At 62.2% G+C, this 16,998-nt stretch carries 20 protein-coding genes; 13 read left to right on the top strand and 7 right to left on the bottom strand.

Features of this window, described 5'->3' with window-relative positions; genetic code table 11:
- Positions 1–28 precede the first annotated feature (28 nt).
- Positions 29–1,381 carry a DEAD/DEAH box helicase family protein gene (locus O2S87_RS07785; RefSeq protein WP_475408232.1) on the bottom strand — a complete coding sequence of 451 codons (1,353 nt, stop codon included), beginning with the start codon at positions 1,379–1,381 and terminating at the stop codon, positions 29–31.
- Between the two features lie 116 nt (positions 1,382–1,497).
- On the opposite strand from O2S87_RS07785, the gene O2S87_RS07780 reads away from it, so the two are divergent.
- Positions 1,498–2,382 carry an NAD(P)H-binding protein gene (locus O2S87_RS07780; RefSeq protein ID WP_475408231.1) on the top strand — a complete coding sequence of 295 codons (885 nt, stop codon included), beginning with the start codon at positions 1,498–1,500 and terminating at the stop codon, positions 2,380–2,382.
- Between the two features lie 3 nt (positions 2,383–2,385).
- On the opposite strand, the gene O2S87_RS07775 is transcribed toward O2S87_RS07780, so the two are convergent.
- Complete coding sequence (locus tag O2S87_RS07775) at positions 2,386–2,781, bottom strand: hypothetical protein (RefSeq protein ID WP_475408230.1); 396 nt, start codon at positions 2,779–2,781, stop codon at positions 2,386–2,388.
- Positions 2,782–2,967: 186 nt separating this feature from the next.
- Here O2S87_RS07775 and O2S87_RS07770 point away from each other — a divergent pair, with 186 nt between their 5' ends.
- The 3 genes from O2S87_RS07770 (at position 2,968) to O2S87_RS07760 (ending at position 4,943) form a co-directional block, all read left to right on the top strand.
- Positions 2,968–3,846, top strand: a complete 879-nt coding sequence (locus O2S87_RS07770) for a hypothetical protein (protein WP_475408229.1) — start codon at positions 2,968–2,970, stop codon at positions 3,844–3,846.
- A 145-nt stretch (positions 3,847–3,991) separates the two neighbouring features.
- Positions 3,992–4,432 (top strand): universal stress protein, encoded by a 441-nt coding sequence (locus O2S87_RS07765; protein ID WP_475408228.1) that lies wholly within the window; start codon positions 3,992–3,994, stop codon positions 4,430–4,432.
- 88 nt (positions 4,433–4,520) lie between these two features.
- Positions 4,521–4,943 (top strand): DUF2391 family protein, encoded by a 423-nt coding sequence (locus O2S87_RS07760; protein ID WP_475408227.1) that lies wholly within the window; start codon positions 4,521–4,523, stop codon positions 4,941–4,943.
- Between the two features lie 76 nt (positions 4,944–5,019).
- Here O2S87_RS07760 and O2S87_RS07755 read toward each other — a convergent pair whose 3' ends face one another.
- The 4 genes from O2S87_RS07755 to O2S87_RS07740 all read right to left on the bottom strand — a co-directional run bounded on the left by O2S87_RS07755 (position 5,020) and on the right by O2S87_RS07740 (position 8,525).
- On the bottom strand, positions 5,020–5,922 hold the full coding sequence (locus tag O2S87_RS07755) for a mechanosensitive ion channel family protein (RefSeq protein ID WP_475408226.1): 903 nt from the start codon (positions 5,920–5,922) through the stop codon (positions 5,020–5,022).
- Positions 5,923–5,994: 72 nt separating this feature from the next.
- Positions 5,995–7,155, bottom strand: a complete 1,161-nt coding sequence (locus O2S87_RS07750; RefSeq protein ID WP_475408225.1) for an NAD(P)/FAD-dependent oxidoreductase — start codon at positions 7,153–7,155, stop codon at positions 5,995–5,997.
- Between the two features lie 63 nt (positions 7,156–7,218).
- The gene (locus O2S87_RS07745) at positions 7,219–8,001 is read right to left on the bottom strand and encodes an SAM hydrolase/SAM-dependent halogenase family protein (protein WP_475408224.1); all 783 of its coding nucleotides are present in this window, start codon (positions 7,999–8,001) and stop codon (positions 7,219–7,221) included.
- The gene (locus O2S87_RS07740) at positions 7,998–8,525 is read right to left on the bottom strand and encodes a nicotinamide-nucleotide adenylyltransferase (RefSeq protein WP_475408223.1); all 528 of its coding nucleotides are present in this window, start codon (positions 8,523–8,525) and stop codon (positions 7,998–8,000) included. Before O2S87_RS07740 ends, O2S87_RS07745 begins: the two co-directional genes overlap by 4 nt.
- A gap of 167 nt (positions 8,526–8,692) precedes the next feature.
- Between O2S87_RS07740 and lonB the strand changes: the two genes are divergently transcribed.
- The 3 genes from lonB (at position 8,693) to O2S87_RS07725 (ending at position 12,320) form a co-directional block, all read left to right on the top strand.
- Complete coding sequence (gene lonB / locus O2S87_RS07735) at positions 8,693–11,011, top strand: ATP-dependent protease LonB (RefSeq protein ID WP_475408222.1); 2,319 nt, start codon at positions 8,693–8,695, stop codon at positions 11,009–11,011.
- Between the two features lie 16 nt (positions 11,012–11,027).
- On the top strand, positions 11,028–11,915 hold the full coding sequence (locus tag O2S87_RS07730) for a lysostaphin resistance A-like protein (protein ID WP_475408221.1): 888 nt from the start codon (positions 11,028–11,030) through the stop codon (positions 11,913–11,915).
- Positions 11,916–11,978: 63 nt separating this feature from the next.
- Complete coding sequence (locus O2S87_RS07725; RefSeq protein WP_475408220.1) at positions 11,979–12,320, top strand: hypothetical protein; 342 nt, start codon at positions 11,979–11,981, stop codon at positions 12,318–12,320.
- Here the strand turns inward: O2S87_RS07725 and O2S87_RS07720 are convergent, their stop codons facing one another.
- Complete coding sequence (locus O2S87_RS07720; protein WP_475408219.1) at positions 12,321–12,773, bottom strand: MGMT family protein; 453 nt, start codon at positions 12,771–12,773, stop codon at positions 12,321–12,323.
- Positions 12,774–12,861: 88 nt separating this feature from the next.
- Here O2S87_RS07720 and trpC point away from each other — a divergent pair, with 88 nt between their 5' ends.
- The 6 genes from trpC to O2S87_RS07690 all read left to right on the top strand — a co-directional run.
- On the top strand, positions 12,862–13,632 hold the full coding sequence (gene trpC, locus O2S87_RS07715) for an indole-3-glycerol phosphate synthase (protein WP_475408218.1): 771 nt from the start codon (positions 12,862–12,864) through the stop codon (positions 13,630–13,632).
- The gene (gene trpB, locus O2S87_RS07710; protein WP_475408217.1) at positions 13,622–14,860 is read left to right on the top strand and encodes a tryptophan synthase subunit beta; all 1,239 of its coding nucleotides are present in this window, start codon (positions 13,622–13,624) and stop codon (positions 14,858–14,860) included. The genes trpC and trpB overlap by 11 nt, the downstream gene beginning before the upstream one ends.
- Entirely contained in the window at positions 14,861–15,688 is an 828-nt protein-coding gene (trpA, locus tag O2S87_RS07705; RefSeq protein WP_475408216.1) for a tryptophan synthase subunit alpha, read from the top strand.
- An 89-nt stretch (positions 15,689–15,777) separates the two neighbouring features.
- On the top strand, positions 15,778–16,572 hold the full coding sequence (locus O2S87_RS07700) for a 2-amino-3,7-dideoxy-D-threo-hept-6-ulosonate synthase (RefSeq protein WP_475408215.1): 795 nt from the start codon (positions 15,778–15,780) through the stop codon (positions 16,570–16,572).
- A 170-nt stretch (positions 16,573–16,742) separates the two neighbouring features.
- On the top strand, positions 16,743–16,865 hold the full coding sequence (locus O2S87_RS07695) for a hypothetical protein (protein WP_004975901.1): 123 nt from the start codon (positions 16,743–16,745) through the stop codon (positions 16,863–16,865).
- A partial coding sequence (locus O2S87_RS07690; RefSeq protein ID WP_475408266.1) for a helix-turn-helix domain-containing protein occupies positions 16,866–16,998 on the top strand: 133 nt, incomplete at its 3' end.

The raw sequence follows: 16,998 nt of genomic DNA, 5'->3' as shown, positions 1-16,998 counted from the left end.
CCCCGAGCCGTGCGTGTACCGCTTCAGCTCACCGTCGACGCGCGGCCACCCGTTCCTCGGCGGTTTCGGCGCTCACGAGTTCGTAGAGGAGTGCCCGACCGCCGTCGTCTTTGGGCCGCAAGATGCGCCCGAGGCGCTGGGTGAACTCGCGTTCGCTGCCGCTGCCCGAGAGCACGACTGCCACGTTGGCCTCGGGCACGTCGACGCCCTCGTCGAGCACGTTGGCCGCGACGATCCGGCTGTACGTTCCCTCGCGGAACCGCTGGAGAATCTCTCGACGCTCGGCCGCGCTCGTCTCGTTGGTGATCGCCGGAAGCAAGAACCGCTCCGAAAGCCGGTAGACGAGTTCGGTGTGCGCTGTAAAAACGATGATTCGGTCGTCGCGGTGCCGATCGAGAATTCGCGCAAGCTGGTGGCGCTTGTTTTCGGCGTTCATCATCAGCTCGCGGGCACGCTGTTTGGCAAGCAGCGCCTCGCGGGCGGCGGGATCGTTGCCGGAGCGTTTGACCAACTGGAGGTAGTCGCTACCGCTCGAAAAGGAGATGTTCGATCGACGGACGTAGTCGACGAACGTCCCTTGGGCGTCGTCGTACTCGGCACGCTCTTTGGGCGTGAGTTCGACCTCGATCCGGCGGATCTCGTAGGGTGCGAGGTGGTCGCCAGCGAGGTCGTCGACGGCGATTTCGTACACCTTCGGTCCGACGAGCTCGCTGATCGCTTCGTGGGCTCCATCGGGTCGTTCGAACGTGGCCGTGAGGCCGAGGCGATCGGGGGCGGCTATAAGCCGGGCGATATCCTGGTAGCCCTCCGCGCCAAGGTGGTGGACCTCGTCGAAAACGACGAGCCCGAACCGGCCGCCGAGTTCGTCGGCCCGCAGGTAGGCCGAATCGTATGTCGATACCGTCAGGTCTTCGACGCGCTGCTCGCCACCGCCGAGTCGACCGATCGGTTCGTCGAACTCGGTTTCGAGTTCGCGCTGCCACTGCTCCAGAAGGTCGATCGTTGGGACGACGATGAGCGTAGGCGTCCCGACGTGGGCAATCGCGGCGAGCGCGATCACTGTTTTTCCGGCTCCAGTCGGAAGTTGGAGGACGCCCCGACGACCGTTGTCGAGCCATGCATCGAGCGCCGCCTGTTGGTACTCGCGAAGTTCGTAGCCCGTCGACAGTGCAAGTGACTCCGTGGGACGGACCTGGTCGTCGACGTCGGCATCGAGTTCACGGAGCACGCCGCGGAGCTGAGCATATAAATGCGCTGGCGCACGGGCCGTCCCGCTTCGGGGGTCGTGATCGACGCCCGGCAGCCCCGCTATCGGTGGATCGCTCTCGCGGTCGCTCTCGATTCGCAGGGTGCCCTCGTCGAACTCGATCCGAACGGTCACGCTCGGGAGTCGACCGGCGGGCGATAAAGGCACTCCGGCTCTGGCTCTCACTGACTCGACGGGCGTCGACCACCCGAGGTAGCCACACCTTTACTCGTGCTCTGAGAAGACCGTCCATGCGCATTCTCGTTGTCGGTGCGAGCGGATTCGTTGGGCGACGGCTGGTCGGTCGACTCGCCACACTCGGTCACGATGTCGTCGCGTTCTCGCGCTCGGCCAGCCGACTCTCGCTTCCGGAGTCGGTCGATGTGTTCGAGGGCGACCTCAACGATCCGGAGTCGCTGGTCGACCTCTGTGCGGACATCGACGTGGCCTACTACCTGGTTCACTCGCTGACCGCGGCGGATTTCATCGCCCGCGACCGGACGTACGCCGAACGCTTCCGCGAGATCGCCTCGGCCGCAGGCGTCGACCGCGTTATCTATCTGAGCGGCATCAGTGGCGACGGTTCGAACCTCTCGCCACATCTCGCCTCCCGACGCGAGGTCGAGTCGGTTCTCGAAGAGGGGAGCTACGACCTGACCGTCTTGCGGGCAGCAGTCATCATCGGCACAGAGAGCGCGAGTTTCCGAATCCTGGACGATCTCACTGATCGGCTGCCGGTCATGCTGGTCCCGCAGTGGGTGACAACGCCGTGTCAACCGATCGGCATCGACGACGCCATCAGCTACCTCGTCGGGGTGTTGGACGTCGCGTCGACTCGCGGCGAGACGTACGATATCGGCGGGCCGTCGGTCTGGAACTACAAGTCGCTCTTGGAGCTCACTGCACGCGAGAAAGGAAAACGGGTGTTTGTGCTTCCAGTGCCGGTGATGACGCCCAAGCTCTCGTCGTACTGGCTTCGGCTGACGACCGAGGTCTCGTTCGAAATCGCGCGTGCGCTGGCCGAAAGCATGCGGAACCCGGTGACGGTCTCGCCCGCGTCGGATCTGCAGTCGGTCGTTGCGATCACACAGACACCGATCGAGACCGCGGTCCGAAACGCGCTGGTCGACGCCTGAGCCCTACGGGAATCTGAACGACTCGAGGTGTGTCTCGGCGTCGGGATCGAGCCTGAACGTACCGTGGATGTCGGCGGGGGCCTCGCCGTGGACGACGCGTCCGAAGGGGTCAGCGATTTTCGGATACAGGCTCTCGATCCCGCTGGCGATCGGACCGGCGATGCCGCGGGCGTCGAGTGCGCGCCTGACGGCCGTTTCGCCGACGTGGACCGCGTTGTCCTCGATCAGCGCGAACACAAACGGTCGACTCCCGAACTGCGCTTCGAGAAACGCTTGGATCGGTTCGGACTCCCACGGCACGGCAACGACGTCGGCCATCCCGTAGGTCAACACGTCGACTGCGGTTCGAAACGCCTCTTTGCGACCGTCGTAGACGAGAACCGACAGTGGACGACTCACGTCGACTGGTAGAACACCGACAGGGGTGATTCTTTCGGCCTGCTGAAGTGTCGTATTTTCTGCCTATTGAAGTGTCGCATTTTCGGCCTGTTGGAGAGTCGCACGCTGTTGGTTGCGCTGTAGGTCAGCCACGACATACCCAGCTGGCACACGGTTTTATACCATCTTCACATTATAAAATGGTAGATGCAGTATCGATCGGTTATCGGTGGTGGTATGGTGGTAACTGGCGTCTTGCTTGGAACCATCCAAGCGCTCCAGTTCGCGTTCTTTGCGGCGGATACGGCGACGCTGGTGTTCAACACCCTCCCGTTCGCGCTGGTTTCTGCGGCGATTGTTTATATAGGCGTCCACATCGTCCGTCGCGACCAGTACGGCGAGTATGCGGCGCTCATCATCTCGTGGGCAGTCGCCAGCGGAGTCGGCTTCGTCGCCGTGTTCGTTCTGACGACAGGCACCAGCGACCAGCCGGGGACAGTGCTCCTGTTCGGCGCGGTCGACGCCGGAACGGCTGGCGGGCTTGCGGGTGTGCTCATCGGCCTCTACGACGCCCGAAGCCGCCGCCAGCTCGAAACCGTCGAGCGTTTCGCCACCAAACTCGACGGGCTCAACAAGTACGGTAAGGTGCTCAACCAGTCGACGACGCTCGAATCGGTGAGCGCGCTGTGTATCGAGGTCGTCGAGTTCATCATCGAGGGCGACGGGGCCGTGTTCGTCTGTCAGGACGCTGAGGGGGTTCGGACGATCGACAGCACGCTTGCCGAAATCCACTCGGAGACTGCAGTCCGCAAGGCCACCAACGCGATGGCTGACCGAGATCAGCTTCGTACCGTCACCGAAGGCGAGGGGTTCGCCGCGATCCGAAACGACGAGGCTGGCTCGACGCTGGCGATCCGGATTCCGTTCGGCGAGTCGACGGTGATCCTGTTTGCAGTGTATCACGATCTCGTCGATCCTGCCGACGAAACGGTCGATCTTCTCGAAATCCTGGCTTCACACGTCGCGACGGCACTCTCGCGAGTCGATTCCATGGAGCCTGATTCACACCTAGATTTCGCTGACTGAGCCACTGAGTGAGGGCCATTCGTCTCGGTTTATCGATCGCTCGTTGCGGTCGACGACGAGTCCGTCCCTGCTCGTCGTTCATGTCTACTGGAGTTTCAGGTTCTCTGACCGAGGTTTTAGTCTACTGGCGAACAGCCTCTTCAGCATGGCTCGCTCGTTCGTCGAAATCGACGTCTTGCTCCCGCTGGCGAGCGAGGAGGACGCCCGGTCGACGTGTGCGGCCGTCCAGCCGTATCTCGATGGAAAGGACTGTCGCGTTCGCGTGATCCACGTCGTCACGTCGCGGAAACGAACTGCTGACACGACGGCCGTTGAAGCCACCGCCGAGGAGCTGTTTTCGGTTGCTGCCGACTGCTTCGAGACGGTCGACATTCCAGTGACAACCGAAATCCGGTACGGCAAGTCGGTCGTCAAAACGATTCTCGAAGCCGCCGACGAGTACGATGTCGCCTCAATCATCCTCACGCCGCGTGAGAAATCTCTCCTGCGAACCCTCCGGTCGAGAAACATCCTCCAGACGCTCGCCACGCAGGTCAAACAGCCGCTGATCGTTATTCCGGCGGTCGACGAACAAACCGAGCACTGAGTGGCAGCCGACTGCGTGGACCGCAGTTCGAGACGCATCACCTAACGGCACCCAAACAGGTATTGGGACGAGCCGAAACGTGGGTAGTATGAAAACCCGTCAGAAACACAAACTCGCCGACACCGCCCAGCAGATCGTTGGGGGCTTTTTGCTGTCCGGGCCGTTCATCGTGACCGAAGAGGTGTGGATGCTCGCACGGAACATGACCGTGTTCCATAGCCTGTTTCTCGTGGCTGCGGTCATGGTAATCGGCTACGTCGGGCTGTACGGTGCCGACAACGACCGAAACCCGAACTACGAGGCCGCGGTGCTCGGTATCCCCGTCCGGTTTATCTCAGTGCTCGTCGTCGCGTTCGGTTCGGTGGCGGTGCTCGAGGTTGCCATCACTGCGCCGGATGTCTTTCTCAGCGATCTCGAACCCCCGGCGCGCCACTACGTCACCGTCCAGACGATCAGCGTCGCCGCCGTGTTCAGCGTTGTCGGCGCAGTGACGACCGACTCGTTGTTCTGAGACCGCTTTGGGATCCCTCTGGCCGCCGCTCTGGACGTCGACGCTATTTAAAAAGAACCGCGAACCGCAGTGGCCGTTAGTCGTCGGCGAGCGTGCCAGCTTCCGTTTCGAGTGAGTCGACCGCGACCGAGCCCGTGAGTTCGGTGTGTGGGTACGGCATGTCGACGCCCTCAGCGTCGAAGCGGTTTTTCACGGTCTCGACGAGTTTGGTCTTGACGCCGCCAGCACCCGTTTGTTTGGGGTTGATCCAGACGCGGCCGTTGAGGACGACTGCCGAGTCACCGAGTGCGGTGACCGGGGCCGTCGGTGCGGGGTCGGTGAGAACGCCCTCGATCGCTGCTGCTTCCTCGATGATGATCTGGCGGGCCAACTCGATATCAGCGCCGTAATCGATGCCGAAGTCGAAGGTGATCCGGCGCGTGTCGTTTGCGACCGTGTTTTTGACGACCGCGTTCGCCAGATCGCCGTTCGGCACGGTGAGTTGCTCGTTGTCCCAGGTATCGAGCTTCGAAACGCGAAGGTCGATCTCGCGGACGGTGCCGGACTGACCGTTCCATTCGATGGCGTCGCCGACCGTGAACGGTTTGTCTTTCAGGATGAACACGCCCGCGACGAAGTTCTCGATGATGTCGCTGGCCGCAAACGCTAGTCCCAGTGCGAGCGCACCGGAGATCGTCGCGAACGCGGTGAGAATCGCCGGAAAGCCCGCGACAGTCGCAGCGACTGCTACTGCGCCGAACAGTGCGATCACGCCCGCAATGCTCGATCCCAGGCTGACGACCGCCGAGGAGAACTTCCGCGCGTTGAGCGCCCGTTTGGTCGCCCTAACGAGAACTGACTTCCCGACCCGGTAGAGAATCACGAACGTCAGAACGAACGTGAGTATGGTGATTGCGAACGAGACCAACAGCCCGCCGTACTGCATTACCAGTCCGTCGATGCTCGTCGGAACTAGTTGCAACAACAGTTCAGATACCATAACTATACCAAACACTGATACGGCATAAATCTGTGTGCATTGGGTCGACCGAAACTGGGCTACACGACGGCCCTATGCGCCGAGTTCTTCGCCGACGAGCTCGGTCGCCTGCCGGATCGCCCGCACCGAACTCAGATACCCCGCACCGACGCTGGCTTTGAGTGCCTTCGCTGGCGCGCCGGTGACGATTTTCGGGCCGACCTGTGCGACCGCCCCATCGCCAACCGAGACGATCCACCCCGGCGCGTCGAACCGGAACTGGTCCAATCGCGGCTCGAACCCCTCGCGGCCAGCGAGCTCCCAGCCGACGAGTCGGCTGATGTTTTTCGCTGCGACGCTGGCCGACCGGATCGCCGCTGACGCGCTGGCGGGGACCGCTTCGCCGTCTGCGTCGACGATTTTCGCTGCGTCACCCAGTGCGAACGTCGAGTCGGTCAGTCTGAGGTCGGCCCGGACGACCGGCCGGTCGCCAGCCATCACGTCCGAGCCGCCGATACCGCCGGTCCAGACGAACAGATCGTAGTCGATCAACCGCCGCTCGCCGGTCGATTCGTGGCGCGTCTCGATCGTCGATTCGGTGGCTTCGACGACGGCGGTCCCGGTCCGAACGTCGATCTCTCGATCCGTGAGTTCGTCGGCGACCGCCTGCTGGAAGGCTTTTGGGAACGCCGGGGCGACCGAGTCGAGCGCTTCGAGCACGATCACCTCGATGCGGTCGGCGGCGTCCTCCTCGCGGGCGAGCGTTGCCAACTCGCCGGCGACCTGCACGCCCGAGAGGCCAGCCCCACCGACGACGAACGTCGATTCCTCGCCGCTATCGATGGCATCGAGCGCCGCTCGACGAACCGCTTCGGCGTCGTCGACCGATTTGAGCGCCAGGCCGTGAGCCTCGACACCAGGAAGACTATAAAAGGCCGTTTCGGCTCCTACACAGATTCCGGCGTAGTCGTAGTCGATCGTCTCGCCGGAGTTGAGGAGTACTCGATTGGTGTCGGTATCGACGTCGTCGATTCGGCCGGTGACGAGGTCGACCCGATCGAACAGCGAGTCGAGGGGGATCTGGATGGTGTCGGTGATCGACGGTCGCCTGATGATGCGGTGAACCTCGTGTTGGACGAGGTGGTGGGTGGATTCGTCGACGAGTGTGAGCCGAACGTTCGAAGGCAGCGAGGCTTCGAGCTTGCGAGCGAGCGTCACACCGGCGTATCCCGCACCGAGAACAACGACGTGCATACGCGCTATTGGTTCGCCAGCCGAAAGAACGTGCCGCCCGGGCAGTCGGGTTATCAACCTCGGCTACCGGCTAGCGTCGACGGCTTCGATCCGAACCGGATCACCGGCCCCGAGACCGAACGCCTCGTCGCCACGGCCCCGGTTGACGTCACATTCGACGTAGCCGTGACTGCCGACCGTCAAGAGTGGTTCGCCGCTATCGACGCGCTCGAACGTGTCGACGACGGGTGTCGACTGGCCGTTTATCTGCGCGTGTTCGATTCCATCCACCCAGTCGCCCGGCACGTTCGTGATGACGTTGCCGAACTCGTCGACGACCAACACCTCGCCGCGGATAGTCTCACCGTTGCGGCTGGGGCGCGGAAACTGGAGGTCGACACAGGCGTCGAGATCAATCGGCGAAAGCATGTCGACCTCGTCGGTTCGGTCGACGCCGAACGCGTGGATATCGGCCGCAGCGGGCGCAAACACGTCTCGGCCATGGAACGTCATCGAGGCGGGATCGTCGACGGTGATCTCGTAGGCCTCGATTGGGGCCGACTGATTCGCACTGAGTCGACGAGCGACCGGTCGTAGCAGGCCGTTGTCGGGGCCGACGAGTGCGTGGTCGCCCACACGGAACGCGATTGCCCGCCGGTCGGTCCCGACGCCCGGGTCGACGACCGCGAGGTGGACCGCTGGCGGGAAGTGGGGAATCGTTTCCCGCAGCCAGAATCCGGCTGCACGAGGGTTCTGTCGGGGTAGGCGGTGGCTAACGTCGACCAGTTGGGCGTCGGTTCGCGAGCAGATCACGCCCTTCATCGCGGCGGGGTACGGCGAGCCGAAGTCGGAGGCGAGGGTGATCATTCGACGGTTTTGACCGACGCGCCATCCGAATCGGTGACCTGTTGGATTCGCTTGACCCCGTTGCACTCTCGGATTACGTCTACTGCGGGGTCGGGGATCAGCGACTCCCAGTCGCCGCCAGCGATCATCCGTTCTCTGAGTTCGGTGCCTTCGAGCACCTCTCGGTGGAACATCGGCGACTGTCTGACCTCGACGCCCGCCTCCTCGAACAGTCGAATCACGAGCGGGTTGTTCGAAAACGCAACGTCGAACGCTGGCGACATGCTCTCGACGTGGCTCACCCACACCGAGTTGCGTTCGAGGTCCTCGATCGGGACCACGTAGGTGGGGATGTCGAACTCGGCGACCGATTTGGTGACCATCATCACCCGCTCGCCGGCGGTAAACGGGTTCCGTCGGCTGTGGGAGTCGCCCGCGCTCCCGATGCCGAGAACCAACTCGTCGACCTGTGTCGCGATCTCTTCGACCATGTGGTGGTGGCCGTCGTGATAGGGCTGAAATCGACCGATGTAGAACCCTCGCATACAACCGCCTACCACGGCTCGATTTATAAAGTCGGCGAGTTTTCGAAATCGTGGTGAAACACGGATAGAGGTCATCTATGCGGTGAATTTCGCATCGTGGCAGAGTGGGTGAATGGGAGAAAGTATATCAATCGCCAGTCCGTCTTTTCTGACAGCGAAAGAGTTCTATGAGTAACCACACGGACCCTGACGACGGCCCACCCGATTCAACGGTGAGCGAAGAGACTTCTTCCGAGGCCGATCAGCCGGTCGAAGACGGGCAGGCTGTCGACGAGTGGCACGCAGTCACCGATCGAGAGTCAGCTGACGACGACCAGCTAACGGTCGAAGAGCAGTCCACCGACGACGAGTCGACACCGACAGAATCCGATCAGTCGATCGAGGATGATACGCCGACAGACGAGGACGGCTCCCGAGAGTCGGTCCCATCGGAGACGGCTCTCGTTGACGAGCAACTGTTCGAGTCGGACCAGGTTTCGAACGGTCCGCGCTCGCGCGGAAACACACCCTCGGAGATCGATGGCGACGAACCGCCGACGATGGACGAACTCGGTAGCGAGGTCGAAGTCGACGCGCCGATCGCCGACGACGTCGGCGAGGACGACCTGCTCGGCGGGCTGCTGATCGACAGCAGCGACGACGTCGAAGTGCCCGATCGACTCGTCGACCAAGTTATCGGCCAGGAACACGCCCGCGACGTCATTATCAAGGCGGCCAAACAGCGCCGGCACGTCATGATGATCGGCTCGCCCGGTACCGGCAAGTCGATGCTAGCGAAGGCGATGACCGAACTCCTCCCCAAAGAGGAGCTTCAGGACGTTCTCGTCTATCACAATCCGGACGACGGCAACAAGCCACGGGTGCGAACAGTGCCAGCGGGCAAAGGCGAACAGATCGTCGACGCCCACAAGGAAGAAGCCCGCAAGCGCAACCAGATGCGGACGTTCCTGATGTGGATCATCATCGCCGTGGTGTTGGGCTACGCGCTCATCATTGCCAACCAGATCCTGCTCGGCATTCTGGCGGCCGGGATTATCTACGTCGCCTTCCGATACGCCTCGCGGGGCAGCGACGCGATGGTCCCTAATCTCTTGGTCAACAACGCCGACACCACCACGGCACCGTTCCGCGATGCGACCGGTGGCCACGCTGGCGCACTGTTGGGCGACGTTCGACACGACCCGTTCCAGTCGGGTGGGATGGAGACTCCCTCGCATGACCGCGTCGAACCCGGCGCGATCCACAAGGCCAACAAAGGGGTGCTGTTCATCGACGAGATCAACACCCTCGATATTCGTTCCCAACAGCACCTGATGACGGCGATTCAGGAGGGCGAGTTCTCGATCACCGGTCAGAGCGAACGCTCCTCGGGTGCGATGGTCCAGACCGAGCCCGTTCCCACCGATTTCATCATGATCGCCGCAGGGAACCTCGACGCGATGGAGAACATGCACCCCGCGCTGCGCTCGCGTATCAAGGGCTACGGTTACGAGGTGTACATGGAGGACACCATCGAGGACACTCCCGAGATGCGCCGCAAGTTCGTCCGGTTCGTGGCCCAAGAGGTCGCCAACGACGGTCGACTGCCGCCGTTCGAAGACGAGGCCATCGAGGAGGTCATTCTCGAAGCTCGTCGCCGGGCAGGCCGGAAGGGTCATCTCACCCTTCACTTCCGGAACCTCGGCGGATTGGTCCGTGTGGCTGGCGACATCGCCCGCGCCGAGAACGCCGACTACACCACCCGAGAGCACGTCCTGCAGGCCAAAGAGCGCTCGCGGTCGATCGAACAACAGCTGGCCGACGAGTTCATCGAGCGCCGCAAGGATTACGAACTCCAGGTTTCGGACGGCTACCAGGTCGGCCGAGTCAATGGGCTGGCCGTAATGGGCGAGGATTCGGGGATCATGCTGCCGGTGATGGCTGAAGTGACGCCCTCACAGGGTCCCGGTCAGGTGATCGCCACCGGCCAACTCAAGGAGATGGCCGAAGAGTCCGTCCAGAACGTTTCGGCCATTATAAAGAAGTTCTCGGATCAGAACCTGGCCGAAAAAGACGTCCACATCCAGTTCGTCCAGACCGGCCAGTCGGGCGTCGACGGCGATTCGGCGTCGATCACGGTCGCGACGGCCGTGATTTCAGCGCTCGAAGACGTTGGCGTCAGCCAGTCGCTGGCGATGACCGGCTCGCTGTCGGTCCGTGGCGACGTACTGCCGGTCGGTGGGGTAACCCACAAGATCGAGGCGGCCGCCAAGGCCGGCTGCAAGCGGGTCATCATCCCCGCGGCGAACGAACAGGACGTGATGATCGAAGACGAATACAAAGAAATGATCGAGATCATCCCCGTCAGCCACATCAGCGAAGTGCTCGATGTTGCACTTGAAGGCGAAGCTGACAAGGACTCGTTGGTCGCACGGTTGAAATCGATCACCGGCTCGGCACTCAAAGACGGGAGCGTCGCCGGTCCGTCCAGTCCGAGCCCACAGTAACTGCCATCGTCTCCGTATGGCAGACTGGGTGGGGTTTTCCGGCGTTGTCGGTGTGGTTCTTTGTTTGCTGCTCGTGTTGGCACGTGCATCCGAATCGCTTCTGAGCGATGTAGATACCGAGTCACGTGATCCGGGCTCTCGGTCGGCTCCAGTGACACACCGCGAGCCAGCACCCGAGCCTGAAACTGAACCAACGTCTCCAGTAGTGCCCGAAAACACCACGGAGCAGCCCGCAGATCCGGCGACTGAAGCTACAGACACTGACAGCACACCGAAGGCGCTATTCGAGCCATCGGAGTCGACAGACGACACGCCAATCGAGCTGTCGACACCTGCACTGCTGGCAAACGTCGCGCTTTCGCAGGGTATATTCGCCGTTTTTCTGGTGGTGATGGCGTGGTATATGGAGATCCCGAGTCGGGCATTCGGGCTCGGGCCGACAAGCCTGACACTCCGGGCGGTGACCGCTGGAATCGCCGTCGGCGGTGTGTTCTATCTCGTCACCGAGATGGCGGCTGTAGTGGGTCGACGCTGGGGATTTGAGCCGTCGACCGCGCTGCGTGAAACGCTGGCTCCCGAGACGACCGCCGGCTGGGTCGGGCTCCTGGTTGTTGTCTTGCCCGTAATCGCTGGCTTCGAAGAACTGCTGTTTCGGGGTGCACTGATCGGTGTTGTCCATGCTGGATTCGGGATCTCGCCGTGGGTTTTGGCAGTGGGTTCGTCGATTGTTTTCGGACTCGGCCACGGTGCACAGGGTCGACTGGGTATCTTCGTGACGGGCCTGCTCGGTATGGGACTGGCCACCGTTTTCGTGCTTACCGACAACCTCGTTGTCGTCATTGTCGCCCACTACCTGCTCAACGCCGCCGAGTTCGTTGTTCACGAATACGACCTCCGTGGGTAGGTGATTCTCAGTGGTGGTAATTTGAGCCGGAGCTTCATTATCAGTGGTCGACACGATAGGCACATGGATACTGAGGGGCTCTTCGCCGTCGACCCCGATGACATTCCGCTGTTGGCGGCGACGTTCGCCATCGCTGTCGGCTGTGTGCTCGTCATCACGGATATCGGCCGGGGCCATCCGCTGGTCGCCCTGCTGGTCATTGGCGGCACCATCGCCTTTGTCGGCCTGACGGTCCGGCGCGTAGCGGAGGTGGATCTTACCGTTAGCGTGGCCGGCGTGAGTATGGTGCTGGGGGCCGCGTTGGTCAGTATCGACGTTCCGTCTGTGGCAGGGTTCGACGGGCCGATCGGTGCCGCGCTTTTTCTGTTCGGCGCGATTAGACTCTCGGAGTACGTCGACGAGTAGCTAGTTTTCGAGTCGCCGGAGCGCCGCGGCGATCCGTGGTGGGGTCGCCCCTTGACCGTCGCGAACACGGTGGTCGGGCAAAAAGAGTGGGAGCGGGTTCTCGCGAAGGGCGTCTCGAACCGTTCGGAGCGAGTCGTCGGCGCTCGGATCGAGACCAGCCAGCCGCGCGAGCCGCGAGACCGTCACCGTCTCGCCGGGCCGAACGGAGTCGAGCGCTTCGAGAACCGCCCGCTGGTCGGTCGGCACCGTGAGGCCGATGTCGGTGTCATCGATTGCAGTCAGGTCGCCGTCGAGATACCGGTCGACTGCATCGAGCAGTTCGTGGTCGGTCTCTGCGTCTTCGGGAACCACCTCGGGAAACGAGACACTGATCGCCTGCCCGCTTGCCACGCCCAACTGCACTGCGCAGCCGAGAGAGTCGAATCGCCGCGCGAAAATACCTGCGGGAGTCATTATACCACAGTCGAGGGTCCGAGTGGTTTCAAGCGTTCTGTCTCGGGGCGCAAGTATTATGAACACATACGTACATCAGTGTACATAGATGAACGATACTGCGTATGAGTTGGCACCAGCAGTCCGGGAGATTCTGGCCTCGGCAGCCGAGCGGTCGGGCGGCGAGCGTCGGCTCTCGGTCGACCCGCGGTCGCTGGCCGAGGCGTTCGCGGCCGCCGAACGGCAGGGTCGCGTACCGGTTATCGCGGAAGTAAAACCAACGAGCCCGACGACCGATCGAACGAACAGCGACGATCCGGTCGAGCTCGCCCGAGCGATGGTCGACGGCGGCGCGGCCGCGCTGTCGGTACTCACCGAGCCGGATCATTTCGGCGGTTCGGTCGAGAATATCGAACGAATCCGCGCGGCGGTCGACGTTCCGGTGCTTCGCAAGGATTTCGTCCTGCGCGAGGCCCAACTCGATACGGTCGAAAGCGACGTGATTTTGCTGATCGCCCGGTTTGTCGGCGATGACCTCGAACCCCTCCTTCGGGCGGCTGAGGATCGAGGGTTCCAGCCGCTGGTCGAGGTCCACACAGAAGACGAACTCGCAGCGGCAGTAGCGGCGGGCGCGTCGACAATCGGAATCAACAACCGCGATCTGGGCCAGTTGGAGGTCGACCTCGCGACGTTCGAGAAACTGGCTCCGAAGGTGCCCGACGACGTGACGCTAATCGCTGAGAGTGGGGTGTCGACGGTCGAGGACGTCCACCGAATGCGGGAGGCGGGCGCGGACGGTCTCCTCATCGGAACTGCCATCATGGACGGCGATCCACAAACGAACACCGAGCGGTTTACACGAGTACACAATGAGCACTGACGGCAAATTCGGCAACTACGGTGGACAGTACGTACCCGAGGCACTGATGCCCGCAATCGAGGAGTTAGACGACGCCTACCAGCGGTATGTGTTGGCTAACGAAGATGGATTCATGGACGAGTTCCGCCAGCGGCTGGCGGATTTCGGCGGTCGACCCACCCCGCTTCAGCACGCGGGTCGGCTCTCCGAACGCTATGATCTCGACGTCTACCTCAAACGCGAAGACCTGCTCCACGGCGGCGCACACAAACTGAACAACGCGCTTGGACAGGTTCTTTTGGCCAAGTACATGGGCAAAGACCGTATCATCGCCGAGACCGGCGCGGGCCAACACGGTACCGCGACTGCGATGGCGGCGGCGCATCTCGATATACCCTGTACGATCTATATGGGCGAACGCGACATCAACCGCCAGCGGCCCAACGTGTTCCGGATGAAGCTCAACGGCTCGGACGTCAAACCCGTGACCGCAGGCCGCGGAACCCTGAAAGAGGCTATTTCGGAGACGATGCGCGACTGGGCCGCTACTGTCGAGTCGACCCACTACGTCATCGGATCGGTCGTCGGCCCCCACCCATTCCCGGCGATGGTCCGGGACTTCCAAGCCGTCATTTCGGAGGAGGCCCGCGAGCAGGCCCGCAAGAAGCTCGGGGGGCTGCCGGATTCGGTCGTCGCGTGTGCTGGCGGCGGCTCGAACACGATGGGGACATTTGCCAACTTCGTCGACGACGAATCGGTCGACCTCATTGCCGTCGAAGCAGGCGGCTCTTCGCTCGCAGTCGACGAGGAGACCGGGGTTGCGCCCAACTCTGCCTCACTTTCGACTGGCGACGAGGGTGTGCTTCACGGTGCGCGGACGAAACTGCTCCAAGACACATTCGGTCAAATCATGGAGTCCCACAGTATTTCGTCGGGACTCGATTACGCCGGTGTTGGCCCGGAACTCGCCTATCTCGTCGACACCGATCGCGTGAGACCAGTAACCGTCGACGACGACGCGGCGCTCGAAGGCTTCCATCGACTCTCCCAGACCGAAGGAATCATTCCGGCCCTCGAAACCGCCCACGCCTTCGGGTATCTCGAAGACAACCACGAGGAGCTCTCAGGTGCGGTGATCGTCAACGTCTCCGGACGCGGCGACAAGGACCTTCAGTCGGCAATCGAAGAAACCGAGGCGCGCGAGATTCCGAACGCGCCCGATATGTCGATGTTCTCGGAGGGGATTTAAATGGCCAACAGCGAGATCGAGGCTGCCTTCGCTGACGGTCCCGCGTTCATCCCGTATCTCGCGGTCGGCGACCCGACCTACGAGGCCTCGAAGGAGTACGTAGAGGCGCTGGCCCGCGGCGGTGCGGACATCATCGAACTTGGGTTGCCTTTTTCGGAGCCGATTGCCGAAGGGCCGACAATTCAGGGGGCGGTCGTCCGTGCGCTCAAAGGCGGGATGACGCCGGAGCGGTTCTTTGAGTTCGTCGAGGAGCTGGACGTCGACGTTCCACTCGTCTGTATGACATATTATAACCTCATTTACCAATATGGTCGATCACGTGGGGGCGAGGCTGGCCCCGAAGCCTTCGTCGAGCGCGCCGCCGAAGCCGGTATCTCCGGGTTTGTCGTGCCGGACCTTCCGGCCGAGGAGGCCGACCCGCTTCGGGAGGTCTGTGACAGATACGGACTCGACTTGGTCTTCATCGTCGCCCCAACCACCGAGGGCGAGCGACTCGAAGGGATGATGGAGCGCGTCTCGGGCTACGTCTATGTCCAAGCACGGCTCGGAACCACTGGCGCGAAAACCGACGTGTCGGATCAGACGACCCAAAGTCTCGACCGGCTTGCCGCGTGGGACGTGCCGAAAGCAGTGGGATTCGGGATCTCGTCGGGCGATCAAGCCGCCAGAATCGTCGACACCGGGGCTGACGGGATTATCGTCGGCAGCGCGCTCGTCGACATCGTCGCCGAGGGGGCCGCCACCAACGAGTCAGTCGAAGAGACCGCTGCCAAACTGGAAGCGAAAGCCCACGAACTCGCTGACGGAACACAACAGCAAGCTGACTAGTCAACGTCGACTGATTACTTTTCGGTGTTCGGTGGTCTCGGAGTCGCAAGCTACATAGCCCACGACTGACAGAGAGTGACACAACAACCATGTCTGCAGGACTCAGCGCACGACTCGAACGGGTATCGACAGAAGGTCGCTACCTGATCGTCCCGATGGACCACGGCATCACGATCGGCGCGGTCGCGGGGCTCAAAGACCTCGAAAGCACCGTCGACGGAATTACCCGCGGCGGTGCCGATGCGGTGCTCACCCAGAAGGGACTGGCCCGGCGTGTCCATCCGAACAAAAACGGCAGCGGCTACATCGTCCACATGAACGGCTCGACGGCGATCGGCCCGGACGAAAACGACAAGCGCGTGACCTGCGGCATCGAGGAGGCGATCCGCGCGGGCGCTGATGCGCTGTCGTTCCACATCAACGTCGGTTCGAACTACGAGCCGAGCCAGATCGAAGATCTCGCCGAGCTTACCGGCGACGCCGACCGCTACGGGATTCCCGTGTTGGCGATGGCTTACGCACGCGGACCGGGGATCGAGGGCGACGAACCGGAATACTTGGGCCACGCCGTCCGACTCGCCGAAGAACTGGGTGCAGACATCGTCAAAACCGGATACAGCGGCGATGCCGACAGCTTCCAGCACGTCTGTGAGTCGACGTCTCTGCCTATCGTCATCGCCGGTGGCGCTCGGGGCACCGACAAAGAGACCGTCGAGATGGTCCGCGGCGCGATGGACGCTGGCGCGGCGGGCGTCTCGATGGGTCGGTCGATCTTCCAGCACGAAGAGCCCGAAGCGATCACGCGTGCGGTGGCGGCAGTTATCCACGACGATTTGGATGCCGAAGACGCGCTCGCGGCCGCCGGGCTGACAGTCGAAGCCTAACGGATTGGTAGCCGCTGTTTACCTGAATTGAGGCGCTAAGGCCCCTTCCTCAACGAACGAGCGAAGCGAGTGAGTAGGGAGGGCATACAAAGCCGCACAGTTCTCAAACACATTCGTCGCTCGGCCCACAGGCCCACGCAATCGCAACTCTTATTTGTGTATTGTGTGCTGTGGCAACGCGCAAGAACATCTCTATCCGAGACGATCAAGCCGAGTGGGTTGAGGAGAACCACCTCAATCTTTCGTCGTTCGTCCAAGAGAAACTTGACGAACTCATCGAAGAACGCTCGTAGATGAATTACAACTACAGGTATCGACTCCGACCGTCCGACGCTCTCGCAGAACAGTTAGCGTGGACTGTCGATACCTGTAGGCAGGTCTACAACCACTTCCTTCACCGACTCAACCGCACCGACGACACCTCAG

The sequence above is a fragment of the Halohasta sp. A2 genome (assembly GCF_056175805.1).
The sequence above is the reverse complement of the archived record's forward strand: the minus strand, read 5'-3'. Positions and strand labels throughout refer to the sequence as shown.

What these genes read in the sequence shown, in the direction of transcription:
- O2S87_RS07760 (WP_475408227.1), top strand. Translation starts at nt 4,521, where the DNA reads ATGAAAACCCGTCAGAAACACAAACTCGCCGACACCGCCCAGCAGATC.
- O2S87_RS07765 (WP_475408228.1), top strand. Translation starts at nt 3,992, where the DNA reads ATGGCTCGCTCGTTCGTCGAAATCGACGTCTTGCTCCCGCTGGCGAGC.
- O2S87_RS07750 (WP_475408225.1), bottom strand. Translation starts at nt 7,155, where the DNA reads ATGCACGTCGTTGTTCTCGGTGCGGGATACGCCGGTGTGACGCTCGCT.
- trpB (WP_475408217.1), top strand. Translation starts at nt 13,622, where the DNA reads ATGAGCACTGACGGCAAATTCGGCAACTACGGTGGACAGTACGTACCC.
- O2S87_RS07770 (WP_475408229.1), top strand. Translation starts at nt 2,968, where the DNA reads ATGCAGTATCGATCGGTTATCGGTGGTGGTATGGTGGTAACTGGCGTC.
- trpC (WP_475408218.1), top strand. Translation starts at nt 12,862, where the DNA reads ATGAACGATACTGCGTATGAGTTGGCACCAGCAGTCCGGGAGATTCTG.
- lonB (WP_475408222.1), top strand. Translation starts at nt 8,693, where the DNA reads ATGAGTAACCACACGGACCCTGACGACGGCCCACCCGATTCAACGGTG.
- O2S87_RS07755 (WP_475408226.1), bottom strand. Translation starts at nt 5,922, where the DNA reads ATGGTATCTGAACTGTTGTTGCAACTAGTTCCGACGAGCATCGACGGA.
- O2S87_RS07730 (WP_475408221.1), top strand. Translation starts at nt 11,028, where the DNA reads ATGGCAGACTGGGTGGGGTTTTCCGGCGTTGTCGGTGTGGTTCTTTGT.
- O2S87_RS07780 (WP_475408231.1), top strand. Translation starts at nt 1,498, where the DNA reads ATGCGCATTCTCGTTGTCGGTGCGAGCGGATTCGTTGGGCGACGGCTG.
- O2S87_RS07725 (WP_475408220.1), top strand. Translation starts at nt 11,979, where the DNA reads ATGGATACTGAGGGGCTCTTCGCCGTCGACCCCGATGACATTCCGCTG.
- O2S87_RS07720 (WP_475408219.1), bottom strand. Translation starts at nt 12,773, where the DNA reads ATGACTCCCGCAGGTATTTTCGCGCGGCGATTCGACTCTCTCGGCTGC.
- O2S87_RS07740 (WP_475408223.1), bottom strand. Translation starts at nt 8,525, where the DNA reads ATGCGAGGGTTCTACATCGGTCGATTTCAGCCCTATCACGACGGCCAC.
- O2S87_RS07700 (WP_475408215.1), top strand. Translation starts at nt 15,778, where the DNA reads ATGTCTGCAGGACTCAGCGCACGACTCGAACGGGTATCGACAGAAGGT.
- trpA (WP_475408216.1), top strand. Translation starts at nt 14,861, where the DNA reads ATGGCCAACAGCGAGATCGAGGCTGCCTTCGCTGACGGTCCCGCGTTC.
- O2S87_RS07745 (WP_475408224.1), bottom strand. Translation starts at nt 8,001, where the DNA reads ATGATCACCCTCGCCTCCGACTTCGGCTCGCCGTACCCCGCCGCGATG.